20 protein-coding genes and 1 pseudogene are annotated in these 26,665 nt (G+C 42.5%); 13 read left to right on the forward strand and 8 right to left on the reverse strand.

Annotated features, from left to right (window positions below; genetic code table 11):
• The first annotated feature begins 9 nt into the window (after nucleotides 1-9).
• The 4 genes from AWJ19_RS24325 to AWJ19_RS24340 all read left to right on the forward strand — a co-directional run bounded on the left by AWJ19_RS24325 (nucleotide 10) and on the right by AWJ19_RS24340 (nucleotide 4,653).
• Complete coding sequence (locus AWJ19_RS24325; RefSeq protein ID WP_068727802.1) at nucleotides 10-618, forward strand: hypothetical protein; 609 nt, start codon at nucleotides 10-12, stop codon at nucleotides 616-618.
• Complete coding sequence (locus tag AWJ19_RS24330) at nucleotides 615-2,171, forward strand: type I restriction-modification system subunit M (protein WP_068727804.1); 1,557 nt, start codon at nucleotides 615-617, stop codon at nucleotides 2,169-2,171. Before AWJ19_RS24325 ends, AWJ19_RS24330 begins: the two co-directional genes overlap by 4 nt.
• Before the next feature lie 81 nt (nucleotides 2,172-2,252).
• A complete protein-coding gene (locus tag AWJ19_RS24335) occupies nucleotides 2,253-3,413 on the forward strand; it encodes a restriction endonuclease subunit S (protein ID WP_241781868.1) in 1,161 nt (386 codons plus the stop codon).
• Between the two features lie 502 nt (nucleotides 3,414-3,915).
• Nucleotides 3,916-4,653 (forward strand): hypothetical protein, encoded by a 738-nt coding sequence (locus AWJ19_RS24340; protein ID WP_068727809.1) that lies wholly within the window; start codon nucleotides 3,916-3,918, stop codon nucleotides 4,651-4,653.
• A gap of 22 nt (nucleotides 4,654-4,675) precedes the next feature.
• On the opposite strand, the gene AWJ19_RS24345 is transcribed toward AWJ19_RS24340, so the two are convergent.
• Nucleotides 4,676-5,878 (reverse strand): hypothetical protein, encoded by a 1,203-nt coding sequence (locus tag AWJ19_RS24345; protein ID WP_068727811.1) that lies wholly within the window; start codon nucleotides 5,876-5,878, stop codon nucleotides 4,676-4,678.
• 349 nt (nucleotides 5,879-6,227) lie between these two features.
• On the opposite strand from AWJ19_RS24345, the gene AWJ19_RS24350 reads away from it, so the two are divergent.
• The 3 genes from AWJ19_RS24350 to AWJ19_RS24360 are packed head-to-tail and all read left to right on the forward strand — an operon-like array spanning nucleotide 6,228 to nucleotide 8,053.
• Entirely contained in the window at nucleotides 6,228-6,530 is a 303-nt protein-coding gene (locus tag AWJ19_RS24350) for a hypothetical protein (protein ID WP_128083684.1), read from the forward strand.
• Nucleotides 6,527-7,111 carry a recombinase family protein gene (locus AWJ19_RS24355; RefSeq protein WP_068727815.1) on the forward strand — a complete coding sequence of 195 codons (585 nt, stop codon included), beginning with the start codon at nucleotides 6,527-6,529 and terminating at the stop codon, nucleotides 7,109-7,111. The genes AWJ19_RS24350 and AWJ19_RS24355 overlap by 4 nt, the downstream gene beginning before the upstream one ends.
• Nucleotides 7,112-7,120: 9 nt before the next feature.
• Nucleotides 7,121-8,053 carry a recombinase family protein gene (locus AWJ19_RS24360; RefSeq protein ID WP_277815837.1) on the forward strand — a complete coding sequence of 311 codons (933 nt, stop codon included), beginning with the start codon at nucleotides 7,121-7,123 and terminating at the stop codon, nucleotides 8,051-8,053.
• Nucleotides 8,054-8,307: 254 nt separating this feature from the next.
• On the opposite strand, the gene AWJ19_RS24365 is transcribed toward AWJ19_RS24360, so the two are convergent.
• The 7 genes and pseudogenes from AWJ19_RS24365 to AWJ19_RS24390 all read right to left on the reverse strand — a co-directional run bounded on the left by AWJ19_RS24365 (nucleotide 8,308) and on the right by AWJ19_RS24390 (nucleotide 16,471).
• Nucleotides 8,308-9,378, reverse strand: a complete 1,071-nt coding sequence (locus AWJ19_RS24365; RefSeq protein ID WP_068727819.1) for an acyltransferase family protein — start codon at nucleotides 9,376-9,378, stop codon at nucleotides 8,308-8,310.
• Between the two features lie 97 nt (nucleotides 9,379-9,475).
• Entirely contained in the window at nucleotides 9,476-10,027 is a 552-nt protein-coding gene (locus AWJ19_RS24370; RefSeq protein WP_128083685.1) for a GNAT family N-acetyltransferase, read from the reverse strand.
• Entirely contained in the window at nucleotides 10,020-10,472 is a 453-nt protein-coding gene (locus AWJ19_RS24375; RefSeq protein WP_068727823.1) for a helix-turn-helix domain-containing protein, read from the reverse strand. Before AWJ19_RS24375 ends, AWJ19_RS24370 begins: the two co-directional genes overlap by 8 nt.
• 389 nt (nucleotides 10,473-10,861) lie before the next feature.
• Nucleotides 10,862-11,920, reverse strand: a complete 1,059-nt coding sequence (locus AWJ19_RS24380; RefSeq protein ID WP_068727825.1) for a hypothetical protein — start codon at nucleotides 11,918-11,920, stop codon at nucleotides 10,862-10,864.
• A complete protein-coding gene (locus tag AWJ19_RS24385; RefSeq protein WP_241781867.1) occupies nucleotides 11,921-13,330 on the reverse strand; it encodes an HSP90 family protein in 1,410 nt (469 codons plus the stop codon). It lies immediately after the preceding gene.
• 83 nt (nucleotides 13,331-13,413) lie between these two features.
• Nucleotides 13,414-13,758 (reverse strand): annotated as a pseudogene (locus AWJ19_RS36855) (ATP-binding protein); the annotation flags it as partial.
• A gap of 529 nt (nucleotides 13,759-14,287) precedes the next feature.
• Complete coding sequence (locus tag AWJ19_RS24390) at nucleotides 14,288-16,471, reverse strand: S-layer homology domain-containing protein (RefSeq protein WP_068727827.1); 2,184 nt, start codon at nucleotides 16,469-16,471, stop codon at nucleotides 14,288-14,290.
• Nucleotides 16,472-17,258: 787 nt separating this feature from the next.
• Between AWJ19_RS24390 and AWJ19_RS24395 the strand changes: the two genes are divergently transcribed.
• From AWJ19_RS24395 to AWJ19_RS24420, 6 genes are all read left to right on the forward strand, one after another.
• Nucleotides 17,259-18,548 (forward strand): hypothetical protein, encoded by a 1,290-nt coding sequence (locus AWJ19_RS24395; RefSeq protein ID WP_068727828.1) that lies wholly within the window; start codon nucleotides 17,259-17,261, stop codon nucleotides 18,546-18,548.
• Nucleotides 18,549-19,060: 512 nt separating this feature from the next.
• The gene (locus tag AWJ19_RS24400) at nucleotides 19,061-23,026 is read left to right on the forward strand and encodes an S-layer homology domain-containing protein (RefSeq protein WP_128083686.1); all 3,966 of its coding nucleotides are present in this window, start codon (nucleotides 19,061-19,063) and stop codon (nucleotides 23,024-23,026) included.
• Nucleotides 23,027-23,348: 322 nt separating this feature from the next.
• Nucleotides 23,349-23,849, forward strand: coding sequence for a sigma-70 family RNA polymerase sigma factor (locus AWJ19_RS24405; protein WP_068727832.1), 501 nt, complete (start codon nucleotides 23,349-23,351; stop codon nucleotides 23,847-23,849).
• Nucleotides 23,833-24,978, forward strand: coding sequence for a hypothetical protein (locus AWJ19_RS24410; RefSeq protein ID WP_068727834.1), 1,146 nt, complete (start codon nucleotides 23,833-23,835; stop codon nucleotides 24,976-24,978). The genes AWJ19_RS24405 and AWJ19_RS24410 overlap by 17 nt, the downstream gene beginning before the upstream one ends.
• A gap of 313 nt (nucleotides 24,979-25,291) precedes the next feature.
• Nucleotides 25,292-25,861: a GNAT family protein gene (locus AWJ19_RS24415; protein ID WP_068727836.1), complete on the forward strand. Its 570-nt coding sequence runs from the start codon at nucleotides 25,292-25,294 to the stop codon at nucleotides 25,859-25,861.
• A 143-nt stretch (nucleotides 25,862-26,004) separates the two neighbouring features.
• The coding region (locus tag AWJ19_RS24420) for an IS256 family transposase (protein ID WP_128083687.1) at nucleotides 26,005-26,665 on the forward strand (661 nt) is incomplete at its 3' end.

Here is a 26,665-nt window from a genome sequence, read left to right on the forward strand (position 1 = left end):
GGGGTTGGGTTGAATTTAGAACAATGTGCGTCAGTCACGCAGGGTGCATTCCTTTCGCGTGTCCAGACAGTCCCTGTTACGGAAGAAGAGAAAAGTACACTTTACAAGTACCCATTGTATTCGATGAAGGAAATGAACGAGTGGCTGAGTCCAGATCCTAATGTCATATTGGAAGGTTCCCAGGAAGTTTATGTTGCATGTGACCGTATAGGAACATTACCGGTTGCGAAGGAAGGTTGGGTCTTAATCAGTCTTACTGGTCAGCGTGCGGTGGCACTGCAACAGGAACATGTCGGTAAACTGATTCCTTCAAACTTTGCAATAATCGAGCCAGCTGAGGGAGTGTATCCAGACTACCTTGAATGGTTCATCAACGAGGATCCGGATTGCCGTAAGCAATTAAAAGTAGCAACTCAAGGTTCGAGTGTAGCGGCATTATCAATTCAAATGCTTAGAACATTGGACGTTATTTTGCCGCCTATGTCAGACCAGATAAAGGTTGGTAGTGTCCATAGGTTGTTACATCGGAAGAATCGCTTGCTTCAGGAGAGGCTTTTTCTTGAGCAGCAGTACGCAAGGCAATTCTTATTAAGGTATATCAAGGAGGAGCATAAATGAAGATAATAGAATTACAGTATCAGCAACAAACTGATTTGCATAAAAAACTTTGGGACATGGCGAATGATCTACGTGGACAAATGGAAGCGTATGAGTTTAAAAACTACATACTGGGATTGATCTTCTATCGATATTTATCTGAAAAGATTGAAACCCGGGTGAATAAGTTGCTTGAGGAAGATAAGATCACTTATATGGAAGCTTGGAGGAACATAGATTACCAGAATGCCTTGAAGCAGGAACTTATCCAGCAGATTGGTTATGTGATTGATCCTGACTATCTATTCTCAAACATGATTGAGGAGATCGCTAAGGGAGAGCAAGGAAAGTTTGATATAGAAATGCTCCAAAAAGCAGTCAATGCTGTAACTGAATCAACACTTGGTGCGGAAAGCCAGGATGACTTCCAGAATCTATTTGACGACATGGATCTCTCATCATCAAAATTAGGGCGTGATGTGAAATCTCGTTCTAGACTAATTGCTAAGGTCATGGTGAATATAAGCGAAATTCCTTTTCAGTTTGACGATGTTGAAATTGATGTCCTTGGTGATGCATACGAATATCTGATTGGTCAGTTTGCAGCTACAGCGGGCAAGAAAGCTGGTGAATTTTACACACCTCCCCAAGTTTCAAAAATCTTGGCGAAGATAGTAACAGCAGGTAAAAAAGATTTGAGAAATGTTTATGACCCAACTTGTGGTTCTGGTTCTTTGCTGTTGAGAGTTGCAAAAGAAGCAAATGTGAGGAAGTTTTACGGACAAGAGAAGACTTCAACAACTTACAACTTAGCTCGAATGAACATGCTCTTACACGATGTATCTTATCAAAACTTTGATATACAAAACGCGGATAGTCTAGAAGAACCGAGGCATCTTGATATGAGGTTTGAAGCAGTAGTTGCGAATCCTCCGTACTCCGCAAAATGGAGTGCAGAAGACAAGTTTCTAAACGATGAAAGATATAGCGCATACGGCAAACTAGCTCCTTCATCTAAAGCGGATTTCGCTTTTATACAACATATGATTCATCATCTTGATGATAATGGCTGTATGGCAGTGGTTCTACCGCACGGAGTATTATTCCGCAGCGCTGGCGAAGGTATTATACGGAAATATTTGATCCAAGAAAAAAACTACTTGGATGCAGTAATTGGATTACCAGCAAACATTTTTTACGGCACGTCAATTCCGACGTGTATACTCGTTTTCAAAAAATGCCGAGAAGCTAATGATAACATCTTATTTATTGATGCATCAAACGAATTTGAGAAGGGCAAGAATCAAAACCGTTTGCGGGATGAAGATGTCGACAAAATAATTGCTACTTATATTAAACGCCAAACCATTGATAAATACTCGTATACAGCAAGCCTTGATGAGATTGATTCAAACGATAATAATTTGAACATTCCACGCTATGTTGAAAATTTCAATGAAGAAGAGGCAGTTGATATTCAATTGATTCAGAGTCGTTTAATGGAGATAGATAAGGAAATTCTTAGTGTAGATAGGGAACTTGAAAAGTACTTAAGGGAATTGGGGGTAAAATAAGTGAACAACTCCACAATGCCCAAACTGAGGTTCAAAATAGATCCATCGAAACCAATTAAATTGGTGAATTTCGTGGAAATTATGGAAGCAGGAACTGATGGGATAAAGAGAGGACCTTTTGGAGGAGCATTAAAAAAGGAAATTTTCGTTGAAGAAGGTTTTGCGGTTTATGAACAACAACATGCGATTTATAAAAAATTTGATGATGTTAGATATTTTATTCCAAGTGACAAGTACCAAGAGTTAATTTCTTTTCGTTTGCAACCAGGGGATATAATTATGAGTTGTTCTGGGACGATAGGGAAAATTGCACTTTTCCCTTCGAACGCAAAAGAAGGTGTTATTAACCAAGCCTTAATTAGATTTAGAGCTAAAGTTGGCGAAGTAGATAATGTATATCTTCGATACTTACTCGAATCTGACTATATGCAAAAAAATATGACCGGTAAAAACCCTGGCTCAGCGATTAAGAATTTGATTTCTGTTTCTGAACTAAAACAAATTAAAGTGCCTTTATTTCCACAAGATGAACAAAGTAAAATAGCCTCCTTCTTCTCTCTCATTGATCAGAAAATCGAGAGTCAGCAGGAAAAGCTTAGGCAAGTAGAATTATTAAAAAAAGGAATTATGAAAAGAATCCTTAATCGCGAAATTGAATTTAAAGATGAGAATGGACATAACTATCCAGACTGGAATATGAAAAGCTTTGGGGAGATTAGCAAAAAGGTAGGTCCAAAAAACTCTAAAGGTGGAGAGTATCCTGTATACTCAATCAGCAATAAATTTGGGTTTATTCCGCAAAGCGAGCAATTTGAAGAGAGTAGATTAGAAGACTTGGACAAGAGTTCTTACAAAATCGTAACCAAAGGACAATTTGCCTATAATCCAGCTCGTATCAATGTAGGATCAATAGGATTAATGCGACTAGATGAACCTGTCATTGTTAGTTCCCTTTATGTTTGCTTTGAATTATCAGAAGAGATGAATAATGAATTTGTTAATCAATACTTTAAGTCGGACTTTTTCCAAAGAGAAGTTTTAAGGAATTTAGAAGGCAGTGTGAGGGAATACTTGTTCTATGAGAACTTCTCTAATGTTAATATTTATGTACCCTCATTTAAAGAGCAGCAAAAGATTGCCGACTGCTTAATACTATTTGATAAAAAGATAGAAATTGAGATGAGAAAGTTAGAATTGTTAAGGCAATTTAAGATTGGATTAATGCAGCAAATATTCGGTTAGTGAGATGAGACTCGTATGGATAATTCCATACGGGTCTCATCCATTTCTGGCAGCAATAAATGCAATTTTTTTTAGTATTGACCTTCCTATAACCCTCATAGGGCATCAAATTTTGTAAGGATACGTTAAGGTCAACAACCAACATATGAAGGTTTTATTATTCTAATCCGGTGTTGTGTACCGATTGCCGCATTAAGATGTTAGCTCCGCATGCTCAGGTCCCCGAAAGCCGAAGGGGTAACAGATGGCGCCGTGGTGTAATATCGGCGTCCTTTTCTTTGGAGAAAGCTGTTGTTGCTAGTGGATTAGGTTTTATAAAGAGACCGACATTTTTCGAACTTATATAAACCAAAGGAACAATTTAATATAGCACCTATTCTATGCAGCATGACTGGTTATCGGTCTGCTGAATGGGATGGGTGCTTTTTCGGTAAAATTTAAGTTATCGATTACCGATAATTATTGAGATGAGGTTGGTGAAATTAATCAGCGGGGTGGCAGAATGGCTAGAGAGCAGAAACAGTATGGAAAATCGGACACTAAGATAAGGGTCGAGAAATTAGGCAAGCAAATTAAAGCAGCTATGAGCCCTGAGGAACTTGAGTATCTCGGTAGCAAGTGGAACACTCTACACTTCAAAGAGCTTTATGGGCTAAACTCTATCCAGACGACCAGAAATGAAGGTGGCACTGATATGAAGCCAGTTGCTATCCTCTTGGAAACTGATATCGATATCGATGATGTTCCAGTTATCGATGTTACCATAGACAAAGATACTGGTATAAACCTTGAAACAGATATTGGATCGAGGCAGGTAAAGGCGGGGGAAGAGTTTTGCCTTTCTTATTATGAGTTTATGTTTCTAGTGATTCGTGATGAGTATGCGGCTTTTGTGAATTATGGGGGTTATAAAGCGGTGTGTCTCTCCGTCAAGACAGCTGTCAAATTTGACGAGCAAGATGGTAAGTCATATGAGTTCTTGGAAATAGATGAGGATTTGAATTATAGATTACTTGAGGTGGAGGATAGCCCAGGCAGGGTTAGGCTCCCGATACCAACGATCACTTTCGTTCAAGGTAAGGATGAGAATGGTAATGGCTTTAATTTTGGTGCTATTCGCGATCACCTAGAGGCTATTGATGAGAAGACCAACGACGGTAAATGGAAGATAAAAGAGAAGTACGCAAAAGAAAAAGATATTAGTCGTTTTCAGGCGCTAATTGACAAACACACAAACTGAATCAATCTGAAAAGAGCCGACTCTACTCGGCTCTTTTGAAATACTTATAGTATATTGGTATTTTTCCTAGAGAGGTGAAGTACTCTTTAAGGAACTTGTCTCTATTGTATTTTACACCTCGATCTTCAAAGACAGCAAAAATGGTATCTGGAGTATCAAGTTTTTCTTCAACAAGCTGATTATCCTTATCTTTAAACCATTGGACAGTTATATCTGCTTCCATAGGTGGTTTGAAGATAAAGGTGTCCTCTAGGTATGTGCACGTTCCAACTCCGATATCGGTCAAAGAAAGGCGCCTCTCATTGGTTACAGTGCGGTCGTAGTCATCAGGGGTAAGCCATTCCTCAAGACCTTCAATCTTATCAACAAGTCGGTCTATCCTTGTTCTTTGCGTTAGTTTAGTCTCGACGTTACAGTAGTACCTCAAAAAGAGGGTATTCTCGTTAAAACTCTTAATCACTGCGGGATAGCAGGAATCTAAGCTTCCAATGGTGTCTCCCTTGTAAGGATTAATATTTCTCGAGTACAGTAGGACAACATCTCCTACCTCTAATCCATTCGTCAATAGATAATTATTCTTCTCTTTCGGAGAGTACTCCCTGTTCATTAACCCTTTGCTCCGATAATCCTTCACAATGGTTTCCCAAGGTAGTTGGACTACACCTTGGGTTTTGTATTTGATCTTGAGTATGGTTTCAGGCAAGATACCGCCTTTCTGTAATTCGATAAGGTCTGTATATTCGCCATCTTTCTGTTCGTATTCTTCATGGTCGATGATCAACTTACGATTAGGTTCTTGATCAATGAAGTTCTTCACCAACACAAAAGCCATTAGGCTTACATAGGCAGCAGAACGGGTTTTGCCACGAAACTCTCTGTTGGCTTTTACATCGGAGTTGTAATTGAAGTAAACATTCCGATCTTTAAATTTTATATCTGCTCTCGCAACACTTTGGGTCTTAAGTAAGAAGTCACCATGATTAAACTTAGCTAATTTGATATCACCATATGGTAAGTCATTTACAAACTTAGATTTGACTACAAAGCTAAAATGACTTGTCTTTTTAAATTCGTCGGCAACGTTAACACCCGCAACTGATAAGTCTTCCTGCAGAAGCAATTTCGTATACTTCCCTAATTCACAAGCTAATAGTAGTTCCGACCCGGTCTTGAATTCGGTAAGGTTGACTCCTTTCGGTAGCAGTTCTCTTATATGTATGGACATGACGTATTCCCCTTATAGAATGAGCTTGTTGTAGGCAGCTCATTGCAGTATCAATATGACTCCATTATAACAAAACTTTCTCAGTTTTTGCTCTTATGGGGTTCTCAGCTAGAGGTATCGATAAAACTGACACCTCTTTTTCGTGTTGTTATCATTAATTCATAACATTACGACTGTAATCGGGTTTTACAAACTTATTTTAAGACATGAACATCATTGGATGATATGAAATGTTGTTTGGGGGAGTTGGAGTTTATCGTTGTGGTGTTGAGATTTAAGTAGTCAAGAGGTTCCCGCCCTCAAGGCATGGAGGTCAAACTCCAAATTCTCAGATGCGGGGTTGACTTTCATGTCTAATGTAATCGATAGACTTATCAAAAGTGACGCTGATATAGAAAGGGATATAATCGAGGGTTTTACTTCAGATCTATTGAAGGAAGCCCAGGAATTGTTGAACAAAGATGAAAAAAAAGAGTTCACTAAAACGGGAAATAAAGCAATACAGAGAACAAAAGCCCCTATTCCGATAGGTATTATTTTCTGTGATGAGTCCATTATAGCAACAGTTGAGAGACAGTTAGATGGAGAAGAAACGCTCCAAGGGATTCTCAGTACTTGGCTTAAAAGCCAGTTCAAAGGAGGTAGAGAATGAGCTATAATGTGAAAGTCAACAATGGTTTAGGTGTTCCCTACATTGGGGGAATTACGGTGAAAGTAGCCACATATGTACGTGTATCAACGGTCTTTGAGGAACAGGATTCCTCAGTCATTAATCAGGAGGAGGGACTGCTCGATTATATTCGTAAAAAGGACAGTTGGGTCTTATATGAATCATATAGCGAAAGGCAGTCGAGCTTCAAAAAGAGAGAGAAGTTTAAACGCATGATCGATGATGCGTTGGCAAAGAAGTTTGATATCATTCTGGTAAAATCTTTAAGTAGATTTGGGCGGAGTGCAGGTGAACTAAACACCATTGTTCCCAAGCTTGTCGAAAAGGGAATTCGTTTTATTGCCCTTTCAGAATCAATTGATACCGAACATCACGATTGGCAAAGTAAGATTGCCATGTATTCAATGGTGTACCACATGTCAAGCCAAACGACCTCTGACTGGATTCGATTGGCCGAGAGGGCTAGAGCGAAGCGTGGGGAGTTTACAGGTTCATTCACACCATATGGTTATCAGAAGGTAGCTAAAAAATTAGTCATCGCCGATGACCAACACTCCCGATAAAGTTCAAAAATTTTTGATTGGTATCAGGAAGGTATCATGGGTATGCAGGCAATTGCAAATCGCTTAAACGAAGAAGGAATTCCCACGCCTGCGCAAACTCAAATTCGTAAAAATGGAAGTCAGTACTGGTGCCAACGATCGATAAAGTACATTTTGACTAATCCAGTTTATGTTGGTGATCTAGTGGCACAAAAGGAGCAAGCAGCTGCGCTAGGAAGTACGAAGCGTAAGAAAAAGAACCAGGAAGAACAAGTCATTATGAAAAACAACCACCCATCGATTATTTCTAATGAACAGTTTCGGGTTGTGCAGGATTTAATCCACCGGAGAGGTAAAACAAAATCTTGTGGTATGCCGAACCTCTTTACACAAGTTCTTTATTGTGCGGATTGCGGTGGTGGAATGCAATGTGTCAAACGCTCATACGGTAAAACACATTACATGTGCGGCAACTATAAAAAAAGAGGGAAAAACTTCTGTTCTCGCCACTCTGTTTACGAACTAGGTCTTGTAGATCTCATCTTAGGTGATCTAAAGAAGCTGATGGGCGATCATGTGAGTAATGACGTTTTAATCAGAGAGATACGGAAGGAAGCTGAGGGTGAAAAGAAGATTGCCGTAAAAGAAATTGCATCTTTGAAGAAAGTGATAGAAAAACTCGAAGGGCGCAAACAAACGGCAGAAGACAAATGGCTCGATGGTGATATCACAAAAGAAGAGTATCATCAAATGCTCGGACGGATCAGTGATCAGTTATTCGACTCAAATCAGAAGCTAGCTGATCTACGTAAAGGACAAGAGGTTAACAAGCCAGATTTACCGGATATCGCAAAGCTCACTTCGTTTGAAAAGTTAGATCGTGAGTTGTTGCTAATGTTGGTTAAGCGAATCGAGGTGAGGAAAGACGGTAATATTAAGATCCAATATAATTTTAAAGTATAGTGCAATATTCTTACCGGGAAGGCGATGCTTATTATCGTCCCCCATTTTTTATACCATTAATGTGTTGACGCTGTGCATTCAACACATGTAGAGAGCGTTGTGTTGATGGAAAGACAATAAAACATATGGATCATAAACTATTTAAAGCCACTGAGCGCGTATATAGCATTCAGTGGCTTTACTATGTGGAAATGTCAAGCACCATTATGGGAAAAAGATAATATTACGTTTGGTGCCAATGGCGTTTCCCTATATTACCCTTTCCTTTTTTTAAATTTCCTCCACATGTTACTAAGTATATAGGAGGCAAATAAAATAGAAATAAGAAGCATGACTTCTGTTATATGGGATAGGGAAATGGAGAATAGTGTAGATAAAAACCCGATTATTGTCCATTGGATGATATAGACTGAATTAATATTTTTACTTAAGCCAGACATAAAAGTAATAAATAGCCCCTCTGTTTTGTTAAATAGTAAATGTAAAAGACCGATCCATCCAATCATCAGGATAAGGTTGAAAACCATACCTATGAATGTCATAAAAAAGAAGGAATTTTCATCACCAAACATTCCTTTTTTTGCGATATAGCTATAAGTAATATAGGTTACGGAAATTACGAGTGCGACAGGTGTAACTATAAGAAAAAAACCTTGCTTATCTTTTAAATACCGATACAAGTGAGCAAAGTAATACCCTGCGACAACAAAAATGATCCAGTTCACAAATGGGAATGTCACATGACCATTTGTTGGTATGAACAGACCCACAATATCAGCAATGACATAGTTGGCAGATCTGTAAAACACAAAATTTCCTATTAGTGAACATATTAGGGCGATGAATATAACGGCTTTAGCCGAAATGTTAAATTGCTTGACGATTCCAATAAAAACGAATGCCAAAGCTGCGAATTGGAGAATATCCATCATAAGAAAATTATGTAGTGCAGTTATATGGAAGGCGTCACCATAAGTGAGTGTTCGAATGATTTCAGGGATGATCCACCTGCTGACATTCAGAGCAAATCCAATGATAAAAAGATGTAAACCTCTTTTGAATAAATTGGAGGGATGGTTATTCCTGGAATAGGTTATGCCCATCCCCATAGTAAACATAAATACAGGAGCAGCAAAAGGAGAACCTAAAATACTGACAGCGAAATCTTCAAAAGCACCATACGTTGGAACATTAAACACACCAAGGATATGCTGCCATATCATAAATATAACTGCTAGCCCTTTTGCGATGTCTAATTCCTTCTGCCGCCCACTGTTTACGGCTTCCTTCCCAAAAAAACTTTTTAAATGATTGACTATGGACATATAAACCTCCTATTATACGAAACATAATGCATAGAACCCCAAGTGGATGGCATGGTGCCTGCCAAAGATTGTCCCTTACTTTCTCTTTTGTGAAAAGCTAATCTGCTTTATGAGTCTTGTTTTTCATAATCTTAATAAAATTGAAAAATCCGTCATCAAAACCGTCACTATCATCAGAGAGGTCTTCTTGCTGTCCATGGGGATCTGGATGGTGTTCACAGAAAAACTCATTGATTTGAAAGCCGCATTTATTCACATAAAAGTGAATGTTTCGCTTCTCAAAATAAGGTGTGCCCGTTTGCCAGATTTCGGTTTCGGGATATTTCTCTTCGATGGCTCTCCACACCTCAAAACCGATACCTTTGCTGTGATGTTCCGGATCGATAAAGAAGAAATCCAAATGATTATGGTTTGATAAGTGATTAATGGACACAATGATGCCGCCGACACGCTGACCACTTTTGTAGACGTTATAGGTTTCTGCCTCTTTGTTGTAATAATTTCTTTCAATGTCTTGATCAGATGGAATAGGCTCGTCGGAAGCTTTTTCATTCATTGCTATTATCGCTAGAGAAAAAGCGGTCTGGAGTCTCTTCTTAAATTCATCTAATGCTAATTCAATTACGGGTTCAAATGTGATTTCATTCATGTTTACTTTCTCCATTTATGTTTTTTAGTGAATTTTCAAGTGATAACACAAATTGAGAAATCGCATCCGTCACGATATCTGCACATGGCTCTAAAGTGTGTTTAAAAGCATTGGCCTCTTTTTGGAAAAAATCGGAGAAGATTGCTGTAAGATAGGCATTTCCAGATTCTGTTATGAACAATTCCTTTTCTTTGTGGCCGGTAGGGACGAGATCAATATAGCCTAACTTTACAAATTTTTTGGTGACGGAGTTGATTGTCGTGCGAGGTACCTGCCAGTCGTCACAGATTTGGCGTTGTGTATGTGGTTTCCCGTCTGAAAGGGCATATAATAGCACAAACTCATTCTCATGAACCCCAATTTGTTTAGCAATAGAGTAATATAAACCATCAAGTTTATTGATTGCGATCATAAAATCCAATATTTTCATGCGTTCAGAATGCATAGTTGTTCTCCTTGTAAGTACGATATCGGATTAATGATAATACGATATCGTATTATTTTCAATGGGTTGAGATTGATTAAGTTTAAAAATCATTTGTTTTGTTTTTACCATGCGTAACGAATCGGATATAATGGGACAGTGATCTAAAGGGTGAATACAGTCACAGCTTAGTTTAAGCTACCGTCAGCACTCATCCTATGTGGAGGCTGTTTGTTCATTAATTTATAGGTTTTTTTTAATATAACAAATAGACCGCATGCCTTTGCCGGCAGGGCGGTCTATTATTTTTATTGGACAGCAGCGCTACGATAAGCGCATCAAAGGTTAGTATAAGGCATCATTAACACTGTTCCTATATTAAGATTGTGAACACAGAACAAGAACACATACTACAATCGTTGCAGGAGTGCAGTGTAGTAATCGTTACCGTTTCGCTTATCCAGTTTTTCCGCTGTGGCGAGAGCGTCTTGCTGGAAGTGCTTCGCAAGCAGCGTTACCTCTCCGGACTGGTGCTCACACGGATGTCCTGCCGGAAGCTTAACCTGAAACTGGATGGATTCTCCCGCCAGCTGGCGGAACAGCTTGGCCGAATAGGCGTTGAATATCATCCGGTCGACCGGGTTCTCATGATCGAGAGAGGAGGCGATATACTCTTCGAAGACCTCCAGCGCCCTGATTGGATCAGTCAAGGTCAGGTAACCGATGTGCTCTCCCTGATGATACAGAAAATCGCGGTTACCCTTTACCAATCTGTAGCCTTTCTTCTGAAGCTTATCCGCTTCCTGCTGACGGCCCAGCCGCAGGAGGGGGAACAGCACCTTCGTGATGGTCACATGAGGCACCTCACCGCAGCTCATTTTACCTTTGAGAATCGGCTCGGCCGCCTTCACGGTTCCTTCGTCGTCTCCCCGCTTCGCCAGAAACTCGACAAGGCGGTTTTGCTCACAGGCCGGACAATCGCTCATCTCATCCAGATCCATGGCTTGTACAATATCCCACTCAGCCTGTGAATTGTCCAGCTCTCCAAACTCCGCGAAGATATGCGCCCGGTAGTAGTGATAGGAACGGCTGCTATAGCCTTCGGCCGCAAAACGTATCTTCATGTCCTCCAGCAGATTCTCGATCTGAACACGGCTAATCTCCGGAAAAGAGGTGATGCGATCCAGAACCCACTTGTAGGACCACAGCAGGGTGAAGCTATCGAACCGGTCCGGATTTTTGTCATACTGTCCCAATTGCCAGGAAAAGGCGACCAGCGCCTTCATCGGATAGCCGTGGAAGCTGCCCGTCTCTACGATTTCACTGCGTGCTTCAAAGCCCTGATCAATATCTCCTGCAGCATCTGCCACCCGTACCGCCTGCTCGAGCAGTTCCAGCTTAGCTTTTCCGCCTGGCATGTCATAGGCTTCTTCCATCAGCTCTTCAAAACTCATCCCGGTAAGGTTCATCTATTCGTCTCCTCCTGTCGTATGACTGGCCGTCATACCCCAATCAATAAATTGAATGATGCCTTTGTTCAAAAGCGCTGTCTCTTGGCGGTTCATCGGATAATGTCCCATCATCAGCGCATTACAGTACAGCATCTCGATAATGGAAGGCAGCATTGCCTTGTGTGCCGGATGAAAGGCCCGCTCAATGACGGGATTGTTCAAGTTAAAATAAAGCGTTGCGTATGCTGCATCTTTTAACGTAGCGCCCAGGCTGCCCAGAACGGAGGACAGAGCATCGGTGCTTACTTCTTTGGTCGCCTCCATAACACGCCACTGAGCGGACTCCTGGGACAGCGTATAGAGAACAGGAATCTCCTCCGGCTTGAAACGGCGAAGCTGCACCTGGCAGCGGAATTTCTGCAGCACGCTATCCGCTAATCTTACGGATTCATAGTAGTCAAGCCGCTCTTGGGGGGTAATATCGGTAAAGGATAACGACACGTCCTCTGGCAACAGCCGTTCCGTCTGCACATCCGGGTCAATTAGGGGCAGCAGGGAGAGCAGCTCGGCATCATAAATATATCCGCCATTCACCACCAGCATGGATTGGGCCGAAGCCACATGGGTAATCTGACGGTATTCGTCCAGAGTAGCAGTAAAGTAAAGGGGGGGCTGCTGCTTCAGCTCTCCAAGCGGCTTCGTGCCAAAGGTGCTCTCAAACGGGAGCCACTCGTGAATAATGGAGTAGAAGGACGAATCTTCCACAGCGAGGGCCTTCATGGATAAGGCATGCAGCGAGATGATGGATTGCAGGCGGTCCGGATCATACTCCGCCATCCTCATCAATTCCTGACGAATGGTGCCCCCCAGTTCTTCCCGCACCTGCTCCAGCTGGACGTTCTCATAGAAATGCTCCCGTGAAGCTGTCGGCTGCAGCTCATCGGTCCAGATCATACATTTGACGAAGAACGCCCAGTCCGGCAGGACATTGTCGGCGGCTTCGGAGACCAGCATGTGCTTCAAATATACCCGGTGATTGCGTTTGGCGCCCAGGTTCACTGCCTGCGGCAGGATGAAGGCGATGCCTCCCGTCCGGCCGGAGGAGGTATGCAGAGGAATGAAATCGCGGAACGTCTCCCCAAGCACCTGCTTACCGAAGGCCAGCACCTCGCTGCGATGCTTCCGGGCCAGCTGCGGATCTTTGACCCAAGGCGGGGAGGGCGGATTAATCAAGCGAGTGGTTTGACTGGACACCAGTTGGATGGGATAAGGCAGCAGGGCTCCATAATGGAACAGCCATTCTTGCAGATTGCCTTCCTTGAAGTACGGCTCGGAGCCTTCTTTGCAGCGCAAAAAACCTTGGTTCCCGGAGCATGTATCCCTTCGAGCTTGCGGATTGTATAGGTTCCGTCCGGCTTGCCGCGCCATTCCAGTGCAGGTCCGCCCTTGGCGGATTGTGTAACCATGACGATATCGTCACTCACCATAAAGCAAGACAAGAGCCCGATGCCAAACCGCCCGATAAAAGAGGTGTTGGTCTGGAGAAAGTCCTCGCCCCGCTTGGAGGATTGTCCGATCATTGCCAGGAACTCATGAATTTCCGACTCGTCTAACCCGATCCCGTTATCTTCTACTAATAAGGTCGCCCCGGTTGAAGTCTCGCTTACCTCGACATGAATTCTGCCCTCGTATCCACCCTGGGAATAAGCCTGCCGTGCAGTAATCGCGTCTACGCCATTTTGCAGCAGCTCCCTCAAGAATACCTTCGGGCTGCTATACAAATGGTTAGACAAAATGTTGATCATACCGCTTAAGTTGACCTGAAAACGATATGTATCCTGGGTTTGATTATTCATTTTTCTTCTCCTATTCAGTAATAATCGCACGTATCATCCACAGGAGGACAACCGTATTGTCCTTTATGCCAACAACAGACCGTTATGTATGCGGATGCCGCTCTATCTATTACCCCCGAGCTGCTTTATAAGAAACAAATATTGCCATTGTACTTCCATATATATACAAAAACCATAATTGCCGCTTTGTCCTTACAGAATTTTATCTAAAAGGTGATTTGTGAAAATCAAAGTTGATGATGAAGAACGATAAGTGCTAATCGATGATTATTTTCATATCGGTGGGTCGGTGTTAGATGAAGGGGAATATGCTCGGATTCATAAGTTATCGCTCTTATCTAAAAATTTTAACGTGCTTTTATACGGATAATTAATATGCCCCTGCAACTAATGGTTGCAGGGGCATTACTTTCGGGGTAGGTAGAAATCTACTTAGAAAGGATATGCTGTCTCCGAATTTCAATCGCTGAGCGGTTTAATCCGGAAATTTTGGAGACAGCAGCAATTGGAGGAACTGTCTGTTCGTGGCCTAATTTTCGAAGAACTGGCTTTTATCTGTTCCAGTAATGGTTATTGTTATCTCTGCAGAGTTAGCGACAAGTTGGAATTGGGTATCATTAACTTTTTTTGCTGTGACGGATACTGATGTTAGTTGATAATTTAGATCACTAACTAAGTCGTCCATATCGAGATACTCCCATTCTAACAAAATAGTTGCTGTGTTGGTGCCGTCACTGACGTTAAACGTACGGTTTTTGGAGCGATCTTCGTCAGTGCCGGTGTAATGGTTATTATCAAAGAAAAATGACCAGTCATTCCCGCCTAATGTAATAGAAGCATCTGATCCCGTTTTAAAGGTGGTTATAAAGAAAGTGTCTCCGAACCCCATTCCAGCTACTGTCCGGTTCCCTAAATTGATTCCATGTGCATTATAGTAGTCCTGGATAAAACTATCTACCGCTGAGCCCAATACCTGTCCTGAGCTAAATCCATTTAACGGAATATTCCAGGTCAGGTCGACGGGAATTGTAACTGTTCCATCACTTATAGTGAAATGTTTCGGATTACTTTGGAAATCCGTTGAGGTTATCTTTTTGCTTTCTTTCCTTGCTTGTGTAGCATACTCGGATGAGAAGTCAAAATTGGTTATGCCTTTACTTGTAATACTCTCAGGTTCAATATTCTCCGCTTGAACATTGATTGTAAATTCTTTGGTGTCAGAAACAGTTCCAGAGGTAATTGTCGCTATGAGCACTACGTCAGTATTAGCTGGTAATCCTGCTCGGGTAATACTCCCCGTCGAAATATTTACAATTGAGGATTGCACTGAATCTTTTAATATCCAAGTAACAGCGGCGCCATCTTGAACACTTGGCAATGTAACTTTATCATCGGTTCCATTGTACGTTACATTTAAATTCTGTTTAGCCATTGCTACTAATTCCAGCTCAGCAATAGCTGCCTCAGCATCCGTCAATTTAGAAATATCTCCTACCAGCGTCTTCTGGGCAGGTGTTAAGTGATTAAAATCCATACGTGCTTTAACGACAGCAGTTTTGTTGGCAAGAGTGACTTCTGCTTTTGCAGGCAAGGCAGCGATTTGGTCTTTCACCTTAGTTGCTGCAGCCAGGTCAAGAGCAGCCTGAGCTTCCAGCTCAGCAATAGCCGCCTCCGCATCTGTCAATCTAGTAATATCTCCTACTAGAATTTTTTGGACAGGTGTCAAGGCATCAAAATCGGTACGTGTATTAACGACAGCCGTTTTGTAGGCTAGAGTGACTTCTGCTTTTGCAGGCAAGGCTGCGATTTGGTCTTTCACCTTAGTTGCTGCTTCTAGATCTACTGTATTTTGTGGTGTCGGGGTCGGAGTAGGTGCCGGCGTTGTTGTTGGTGTAGATATAGGTGTCGGCGTTGGTGTTGGTATAGGTGTAGATGTAGGTATTGGTGTAGGTATTGGTGTCGCTACCGGTGTCGGTGCTGTCGTTGTTGTTGGTGTAGATATAGGTGTCGGTGTCGGCGTTGTTGTTGGTGTTGGTGTAGTTGTCGGCGTTGGTGTCGGTGTCACAGACTTTTGTTCATCAATCTTAGTCTTTTCGGTTAAAAACTTAGAAGCGACAATAGCTACATCCTGACGGCTAGCATTATTAACCGGGTTGAAGGTGCCATCGGGATTTCCCTTCATAAGTCCCAATTCAACGGCAGCACCAACTGCATCTTTAGCCCAGCTGGCAATTGAATTAGCATCTGAAAATATTAAACTCTGTCCTTTTCCGGTACTGTTAACGCCTAGTGCATTCACAAAGATTACAGCCATTTGTTCACGGGTGAGGCTTTGATTGGCACCAAATGTTCCATTACCCATACCTTTAAAAAGGCCTGCTTTAACAGCGGCTTCTACGGCAGAAAAGGCATAACTGTTTACCGGGACGTCTGTGAAAGTAGATGATTGTGGAGGGTTGCTAAGGTCCAAATTGAGAGCCTTCGCCAGTATAATAGCAAAGTCCTGTCGTTTAATATTACTTGTCGGATTGAATTTGCCGTCGCCAGTACCGTTAATAATTCCTTTTTCGACTAACTCAATAATGGCATCTTTGGCATAGCTGTTTGAGATATCGGTCAAAGACTCCGCTGCAGATGTATGTGGTACCAGGGCACCAAGCAATGCTGCTGTAGATAGGAGCGATATCGACTTCACTTTAAATTTTTTCTTCATAAATGTCTCCTTAAATTGTAATTATTAAAATTTTAAATAAATAACGTGATTGATCCCTGTCACATTCGCTTCTTTGACTACCCCTAGCTTGGAACATTCAATTATGTATTCGTGTTGAATCGCTCTCTCTTGATAGAGAGGGTATTTTTTGTCTTCATAAGGGAGCTGGAGTTGGATGCCATAGGCCACTCGGTAGTGGATCACAGTTAAATGAATGTCTCTATTATCAATATCGGACAGTACACATCTTCATTGAATAGGTTCGCAAGAAAGCCGAAATGTTACGATCAATCGGCTTTTCTTATGAACCGTACAAGATGAATATGCTAATAAGTTAGCTTGAGCATCGCTAACCGTGTGCTTTTACATATGCAGGGTCAAGGCATTATGCTTTCAGGTTCAGTCAAAATTCTTTTAAGTGTCTGCTGACGGCGTTCACTTAATTGGCCGGGAGACTTCTTATTCTTCCGAAAAGATCAACCTATGCCTGCAATTAAATGCAGCAAAGACGTCCCTAAGGTTTTCTGTTGCTTTGTAAACATCAGGGTATACAACGATTGCCCAGTCCACAAGTGTTGTTTCTACTTTTTTTCATAGGTGTTCCTCCATAATTCTATATTTTTCAGGATTGGTCCCGTCATTTCCGAGGTGCTGAACGCGGGGGATTCTTCCATCATGAACGGCTTCATACAACGGACTTCTCATGAATGCAATATTAAATGTAGAATGGCAGCAATAAGGTGTATAACTTACAATATAAGTATGGCAAGTCTGTAGGGGGGATAGAGTGAAGCTTTTGAATTTTTCGGAGCCGGTTGAATTCGAGGATATAATTCCTGGTAGTCATAATAGATGGGGGAATGATGCCCTTCTATTTAGGATAAATAAAGGGATGGCGAAATTGTCCACTAAGTATGGAACGGATAAATGTGGTGAGACATACGGATTTTTGTTGCTAGATAATAAACCACTGATAAATAACTACGGAGAAGAGCTGTACTGTCCTACATGCGCTAAGATTTTAAGTATTGGGTTAGGCAGAGAGAACGTTGATTCAGGCTTAATTGATACAATTAAATTTTCACAAGAACCAAGTAATGATATAACCTATGCTTTTGAAAATGTTAAACCTATGCTTTCCATTTTAGAAGACGGATATTATTTGCTTACACGTATAGAAATGATTCCAACTGATGGTGACGGTAATTTTTTTTGGAATTTAGCCGAATTAAAGAAGCTTTATAAAGCAACCGCGGATGTATATTATAAGTATCATGTTAGCTCGGGCACTCCCAAATTCATACTTCCATCTCAGAGTGTTAATTGTTTAAATGAAGACAGGGTTAATTATTACTTGAATCAAATGAAGAATGGTACAACTATGACAGGACTTGCTTATTATTATGAGGGGTTTATGAGTACATTATTGGACGGACACCATAGAGCAACTGCAGCTTATATAGAAAATAAAAGTATCGACTGTTTAACAATAATAAAAGTTACAGGATTCGGGTTCGATCAGGACAAAAGGCCGGATAAGATTTATGCTGGCGGTGAAATATATGATTTAAGCTTATTTAGTAAACCCGGGAGAATTCATAAATATCTTAAAAGGGTATCTGAATCGCGAAATTCAAAGCTTAAGGTTGAAGAGGTTGAGGAGCTGCTAAAGGATTGTCAGAACGTTTGGGTACATAGTGCGCCTCCCAAAAGTATTGATTTCGGTAAGAGGATTTATCCTGATTATTTGTCAATTGCATTTTCTGATATGGCAGGGAATATTTCAGATGAACGAATCATTGAAATAATGGCTAGACGGGATGATGATGCTGAGTTTGAGCTAGAGATGATTTTCAAGAAGCTTCAGTTACAAGAGCCTGAAAAAGCGTTCGGGCTGTCTAAGAAAATCATTAACGATGTAAATTGGAAGGTGCTGATTGAGGATGCTTTTCGTTATTTGGCATCAATAGACAGTACGGAAGTTGAAGATATATTTATTAAATATTTAATAGATACTGATTACGATTCGAAGGATATATGCAGAAAGATAGCGGATGAGTACCTAAATAATAGATAATCATCATAACGATTGCCATGCGCTAGGTACGGATAAAGATAAGCAATTCTGTAATCCTCAATGAACAGGAGACAACAGGAAACCTGCATGTCTTCTTTTTTTATGCTCATGCAATATCCGATGAGAAGTGATCTATTTTCGTATTATATTAAAATGATTCGTGCATTACCCGTATTTAGACTTTCCCCACCTGTTGTTATTATGAGAGCTGTTACAGCAGCAGGGCTGCATTCAAATGTCATGGCTGCAGATAACCGAGCCCTTCTGCCCATCTGCTTTTGTGAATGCGTTTTCAAGTTTTGTCTGTCTTATATGTTCAGAGGGGGTGGTTGGATTATTCGTTAAGTCAGACTTGACGTAGCCAAAGAGTAAATTTTAGAAAATACGAATACCCAAAACAACCTATCAATTGGGGGGACTCTAATACGAGACTTTAGAGGTTTCCTTAAGAAAAGGAGTCAAACAAAAGATGAACAGTCGAAAATGTGTAATCAGCATCTCACGCCTCATCATTGTCATCATGTTGTTCTCCGTATTCACGTATACTCCCGTCCGCTGCTGCAGCCGGAGATGAACGGACAGTTGAACTGAATGAACTCATTGCTCAAGCTGAAGCTTTAAAAACCGGCAATCAGGAATTCCCGCTTCAAGTCAGTCAGTCTGTCTATGGAGCCGTCTATGGTTCTGATGTGAACCGGGCTTTTCCATGGGTGCATGTTAGCGAACTCAAAGCTCTTAATGATGCTCTTGAGCTCGCGCGCAATGCGAATACTCCCGCTGACGAAGCTATCGCCGTTCTTAAAGAAGCCATAGTGATTTTTAATAAAAATATTAAATCAGACGGTTCCGATCCCTATTTCCGTCTTGATCCGGGTCCTGGTAAAGTTCCATTAAAGGTTACTGCGCCCACTAATAACTGGATGGCAAGAACGCCGCTTGATAATCGTGTTCCCGCTGATTTTGCCGGTGGCACATTCAAAATGATTCCGTATCCTTTTGCAGATTCCCAGGGCAAAGCTGAAGTGCTCCAGATTAATTATGCCCATAACGGGAAAAGCACGTTCGGCGGCATAAGTATTGAATCCCTGTTGTCTCCAGCCGTAAATGTCTCAGAGGGGTCAACGATTGAATTCGATGTCTACTATCCCAAGAGCGCGCAGGGCAAATATATGAGGTGGAGAATCAGAAATACTAACACTAACCTCGATAGCTACCTCAGGGATTACCAGTACAACAACCTGAATCCTGACTGGGTTGGCAGCTACAACGGTGAATCCTGGCTCATGGCTCATCATAGCATTACCGCCTCAACAGGCGTCTCCTCGAACTTTATTCTTGAGCTGCATGGCGAAAATGCCCGTGCTGCAGAAACCGGTATGCTGCTTGTCGCCAACATCCAGATTACCGCACCGGATCCTAACGGCATTGCGCTTCCGAACGCAGTCAACAAGGAACACCAGAGTGACGTAGCGCCCCTAAAGAGTCTCTACAATAAGGAGAATGGCCTGTTCATGGTCGGCTCGATCGGAACTGGAGCCGTAACAGGAACCAGAGCCAATCACTATGAAATCTTTGTCGACGGCAACAATCTAAAGGCCGATGGAACGCATCCCCGTGGTCCAGAATGGCTGAAAAGCGTTACCGGAGAGGCCCTGAACGGTGCAACTACTGCCCCTGGCTTAGCTGAATACAGCTTCCCGACCAGCGCTTATCAGGCGATCAGGGATTCCGGAGCTCCCGGACAGTATAAGTCTCACGGCCATGTTCTGGCATGGTATAACCAGGCTCCTGGATGGATGACTCAGATTATTCCGGCGAACCTGTCCTACGGATACAATGGCTCGGCCAATTTCTACGGGCTTGGCAACGGCGTTACATCTACGGTTAAGGTAGACAAAGAAATGGCAAGAAGAGTGCAGTTTAATCACACGATGTATGTGATGCGGCACTTCCTGACCACAGATACGAAATATGGTTCAAGCGAATCCCGTGGAGTAATTCCCTTCAATTCATGGGATGTACTCAACGAAGAGGTTCACGAAAGCCGCCACAGCGAACTCATCCCGGAGGATGCGAACAGCTGGAGAACGAGCCTTAAACACACCAACTGGCTTGCTGCCATGTCGGATGATCAAATTGGCGGCGACATCACCGGGCATTATATTTACCTGCTCTTCAAAAACGCGCATATCGCAGCCCCCAACGCCAAAATGGCTGCAGCTTACAAGGCTAATTACGCTAACCTTCCGGAGTACATGAAGCTCGACGGACATGACAAAGACGGCAGCATTGACGCTTATATCGTCGACAATCCTCCGAAGCTGACCTACAACGATTACGGACTTGCGACCCGCAGCAAGGCAAGAACGGTATATAACATGGTTCTCGAATTAAATACCGCCTGGCTCTCCGATCCGCTGTATGACGGAAGACCTCTTATCGAAGACATCGGTATCCAGGGACACGATGCGGTTGGCAAGACCCTTGCAAGCGATAACCAATATGCGATGGCTCTCTATGCTTCTCTCGTTGACCGGGGCCTGCTGTCTGGTATTACCTATTCAGAGCTTGACCTAAAGGTTCCGACCGATGCCCCCGGAGGAGGCGCGACCGCTCCCGCAGTGCTCAATGTCAGACAGTCGGACGCCCTTGGTTATGAGTACGCGCTGCTCTACAAAACCTTTACCAAGTTCGCCCCGTATATCGATCACATCATCAGCTGGGGCGTATCCGGTTCAGGATGGCAGGGAAGCTATGTCCTGTTCGACGCTCAGAGCAATGCGAATGCCGGCTACTATGGCGCCATGAATCCGGACAGATTCATACTTGGACATTCGTATCTGGATGGTTACTTTGCAGGCGAATACGAGACCATCCGGAGCAATGCCATTGACCTTGGCGATCTTGGAGTCTATATCCCTAATAGTGTGAATGCGGACCTCAGCGCCTTGACACTGAGTGCGGGAACACTCCAGCCGGCTTTCAACGCAGCGACCACAGAGTGTGAGGTTTCCCTGCAGGATGCCAGCAGTATAACCGTTACAGCTGCAGCAGCAGACAGCAGGTCATCCATTAAAGTGAGCGGCACAGCTGTTGCCAGCGGTACAGCTTCCGGAGCCATAACGCTGACCCCTGGTACAAAAGCGGATATAAAGGTAGAGGTAACAGCTGCAGACGGCACGGTTAAGACGTATACCATAAAAGTAACAAACGGCAGAACAGAGGCAACGCCTACACCAGGCACCGAAACACCATCTGCAACGCCAACACCTGCAACGCCTGGACCCGCAGCACCTGCACCTGTAGCATCTGCAACGCCTACATCTGCAGCACCGGTTATTCAGGATCAAATAGTAGCCATGCAGACGACTGTGAAGGATGGAACCGCATTTGTTAAGGCGCTGGAGCTGGCAAAAGCAAAGGAGTTTATGGAGAAAAGGGTTACCCTGGACATCCCTGCGGCGCAAGGAGTGAATTTATACTCGGTAGGTTTGCCGGCTGCAGCACTGACAAGCGGAACAAAGGATGACAAACTCACGATTTCCACAGAGCTGGGTAAGGTAGTTATATCGGGTAACATGTTGACCGGCACAACCGAAAGCAGCAGCAAGGAAGTAGCGCTGGAGATTGGAAAAGGCGACAAGTCCAAGCTCCCGGCGGAAGTGAAGGCGGCTCTCGGTGATAAGCCGATCCTACAGCTTAGTCTTAAGGTGGACGGAAAAGAAACAGTCTGGAGCAATCCGAGCGCACCTGTAAGCGTATCCGTGCCTTACAAGCCGACCGAGGCGGAATTTAAGAATCCCGAAATGATTGTTGTCTGGTACATTGACGGAAACGGAGAAGTTTTCACAGTACCGAGCGGACGCTATGCACCGAAGACCGGTCTGGTCACCTTCACAACCACTCATTTCAGCAGCTACGCAGTAGCTTACGTATACAAAACGTTTACTGATCTCGGAATGGCAGGATGGGCCAAGAACGCGGCCGAAGTACTTGCGTCAAAGGATATTCTCAAGACAGAGGGGCAAGTCTTCAATCCGTCAGCCAATATCACAAGGGCAGATTTCCTGTACTCCCTTGTCAGAACACTGGGCTTGACTGCAAAAATAAACGGGAATTTCAGCGATGTAGAGGAGAGCGTCTATTACTATAATGAAATTGCAATTGCCAAAGCTCTTGGTATTACGACTGGCCTGGACAATGACAGATTCGGCAGCGCCCTTAAGATCACAAGACAGGACATGATGGTGTTAACCGAAAGAGCCTTGAAGCATGAGAAGAAGCTGAATACTCAGGGCGAGGCTGCAGATCTGGAGAGATTCACCGACAAGTCCGAAGTTGCTTCCTATGCGGTGAACAGCGTAGCTGCAATGGTTAAGGACGGGTTGATCGAAGGCAGCGGTAACAAACTCAATCCGGCTGGAAACACAACCAAAGCAGAAGCTGCGGTATTCCTCTACAGACTGTATAGTAAATAGGAAATTCGCATAAGGGTAATGGGAACCGTGACAGCTATTGCTGGCGCGGTTTCTGCTATGTGCGGCGAGAATATGGATATACCGGATTAAGCAAACCAGGCGTCCGGAGTCAACAACGACCTTCATTGTAAATATCGCAACTAATAGAAAATAAAGAGACGTTCGGGGATCCCCACGTCTCTTTATTTTCCTTCAACGCAGCTTATGATGATCAGTCAGATGAAGGTTCATTTCACTAAAGGTATATTTTTCAAATAAAAACAAAAAAATATGTGCAAGGATTCTTATAGGTCAATCGTATCCAGTATAGAAAGGAGAAGAAATGGCCCAATTACCGATTGATATCAACGATAATATTTCAGCTGCACTCACCCAATATTCTGACCTGGTCCGTCGAATATGCTTCATATATCTACATAATAGCGCAGATGTGGATGATGTTTTTCAAGAAGTATTCCTAAAGTTGTTACAGAATAACTCCCGCTTTGAAAGTGCTGAACATGAAAAAGCATGGCTAATAAGAGTTACGATCAATAAATGTAAGGACATCTTAAAAAGCTTTTGGCGAAAGAAAATGGTTTCAATTGAAGGAATAGAATTGCCATTCGAAGATCAAACCGAAAATGAACTCTTGCAGGTCGTGTTATCACTTCCGGACAAATACAAGGATGTTATCTATCTGTTTTATTACGAGGAGTATACCGTACCTGAAATGGCTCAGTTGTTAAATAAAAAAGAAAACACCATTTATTCTCACTTACACAGAGCAAGGGAACTTATTAAACAAAGGTTGGGAGGTAGAGAACATGATTTCACGTTTTAAATCTGCGATGAATCAAATTAAAGCCGAAGATGCCTTAATAAACAGAACTGAAGGTTTTCTAAAGGACGCATTAATGAATACGAATACTAACAACATAAAAAACAGTCACTGGAGGTCATTATTTATGAAGAAAAAATTAGTAGCAGCTGCATGCATGGCAACCTTAATCGTTGGGGGAAGCGGCGCAGCATACGCCTATTATCAAACACCGGTATCATACCTCAGCATGGACATTAACCCTAGTGTAGAAATAGGCGTTAACGCTTTTGATAAAGTTGTAAAAGTTAAAGGAATCAATGACGACGGTAACAAGATATTGGCTAAAGTAGACATAAAGGGTTCAAATGTTACTGTAGCTGTCAACATGCTGGTTACATCTGCCGTTTATGGTGGTTATATAGCTGATGACGGTTCATCTGTTGTTTCTCTTACATCTGAAACAGATGATTCAACTACCGCCGCCGAACTTGAGAATGATGCTGAAACCGGAGCAAATCAGGCTTTAGAGGAGACTGATAAGACAGCCACGGTTATCAAAGATAATGTTGCCCTTGCCCGCAGGGAGCAGGCGAGAGCTTTGGGTATCAGCCCAGGAAAGCTTAATCTTATCAATAAGCTTCAAAAGGTTGATCCAACCGCTACTGTAGATGAGTATAAAGATGCAAGTGTCAAAGCCATAATGAAAACTATAAAAGATAGTAAGGATAGTAAGGATAGTGAAGACAAGCTTAAGAATAACGCTGATCATAAGGATGAAAATAAAGATCAAACCAATAGTACAGCCGACACTAATACCACTACTAGCACGAATACTAGCACTACTACTGGCTCCACTACCACCGGCAATGCCGTAGACTCGAGCGATGCTAATAAATCAAATGCAGCTAAGGAGAATAATGCATCTAAAGCTAATGAAAAAGAAGATAAGGTAAGCAATGAGGACAAGGCTAGCAAAGATAATAATGCCGCCACTGTGACCAATAAGTCTAAAGAAGATAAAGATGATAATAAAAATGATGTGAAAAACCAAAACCAGAGTGCAACCAAAAGTAATGCTGCAGCGCAGGAAAATAAAAACGGTGATGTAAATAAGAATAGTAATGCAAAAGATCAGAAGGAAGATAAGTAACTAAAACAAAATCTTATCTTAAAAAGAAGTAAGGGCTATGTTTTTCTGAAAAGAAAAGCATAGCCTTTTGTTTTGTTTTATGGTGCGAATCAAGCACAATATGAATGGCATCTAGACCAGAAGGTATGTGATTCACTACGGGAGCGCCAATGCTTCCGCTTTTTTTCGATCTCGTACAGGAAAAAGCAATTTTTCATTACCTTTCAGCAATATGCAAGCAGCATCAGCTCAGATGCAGGGTTACAATAGAAATAGAGAAAATAAACTCTTAAAATGAAATGCTTTTAACAGAATAATATGGGGTGGTGGCGGAATGAACATTGAAGCCGTTTTTGGGCAGCTTCCTGGCCTGAAATCAGATCGTTTCCTATTGAAGAAGATTGAAAATCAGCATCTTGAAGAAGTTTTTGAAATCTATAACAATGACAAAGTATTTGCATACTGTGGTATTATACCCAAACACAATAAAGATACTGTTAACAATATGATTGGCCATTTTGAGAGAGACTACAATAAAAGGTCAAAGGTCAAGTGGGGGATATTTGCACATGCTGAACCCGACCGGTTACTGGGTATTATCGAGGCTTTCGACTTTAATCAAAAGGTGAACGGAGTGACGATTGGATACTTTTTGTCCGAATCGCATTGGGGAAAAGGTATTGCTACTGAAGCAGTGAGTATTCTGCTTGATTATTTGTTTAAGGATGGTGGCATCAATAGAATTCAGGCAGAAGTAATGCCTTTAAATGAGGCTTCAAAGAAGGTATTGTTAAAGAATGGATTTATCAAGGAAGGAACATTGAGGCAAGCCGCACTATGGGCTGGTAAAGGAATTATTGATTTAGAAATATACAGTATTTTAAAAGAAGACTATGTAAAATGATACAGCCAGAAGATCAGGAGCCATCTAATGCAACATAAATTAACCGGAACCCGCATCCACACCAGCATCAGAGTCTGTAAAATATATTGTGTAAACTCTCAAACCCATTAAAATGGAAGTAAGAGAAAGGTTGGGGAGAACACATGGGACTTTGGTCAAAACAACAACTTCGGGAATTCATTAAGGAGAACAACTTGGTCACCGCACAAGATGCGCAGAATGCCTTAAAAGATCTGTTTGCAGAGACGATTCAGGAGATGCTGGAAGCCGAAATGGATACTCATTTGGGCTATGGAAAGCATGAGGTAAAAGCGAAGCTCACGCCAAACAGCCGCAACGGGAAGAGCCGTAAAACGGTAGTCAGTGAGTACGGCGAACAGGAAATCGCTATCCCTCGGGATCGGCTGGGTGAGTTTGAGCCCTTGGTCGTCAAGAAGCATCAATCCAATGTAACAGGTATCGAAGAGCAAATCATCGCCCTATACGCCAAAGGGATCAGTACCCGAGAAATCCAGGATCATCTGGGGCAGATGTATGGCATTGAGGTCTCTCCTACGCTCATTTCCAATGTCACGAATAAGATTGTTCCTCTCATTAAAGAATGGCAGAACCGCCCTCTGCAAGGGGTCTATGCGGTCGTCTATTTGGATGCGATCCACTTCAAGGTCAAACAGGACGGGGCCATTATCAACAAAGCCGCCTACATGGTCATTGGCATTGATCTGGACGGAAACAAAGACGTGCTGGGCATGTGGATTGGGGAGAATGAGTCCTCCAAGTTCTGGCTGAGTGTGCTGAATGAAC

Source organism: Paenibacillus sp. DMB5 (assembly GCF_001517085.1).
Lineage (GTDB): Bacteria > Bacillota > Bacilli > Paenibacillales > Paenibacillaceae > Paenibacillus_AQ.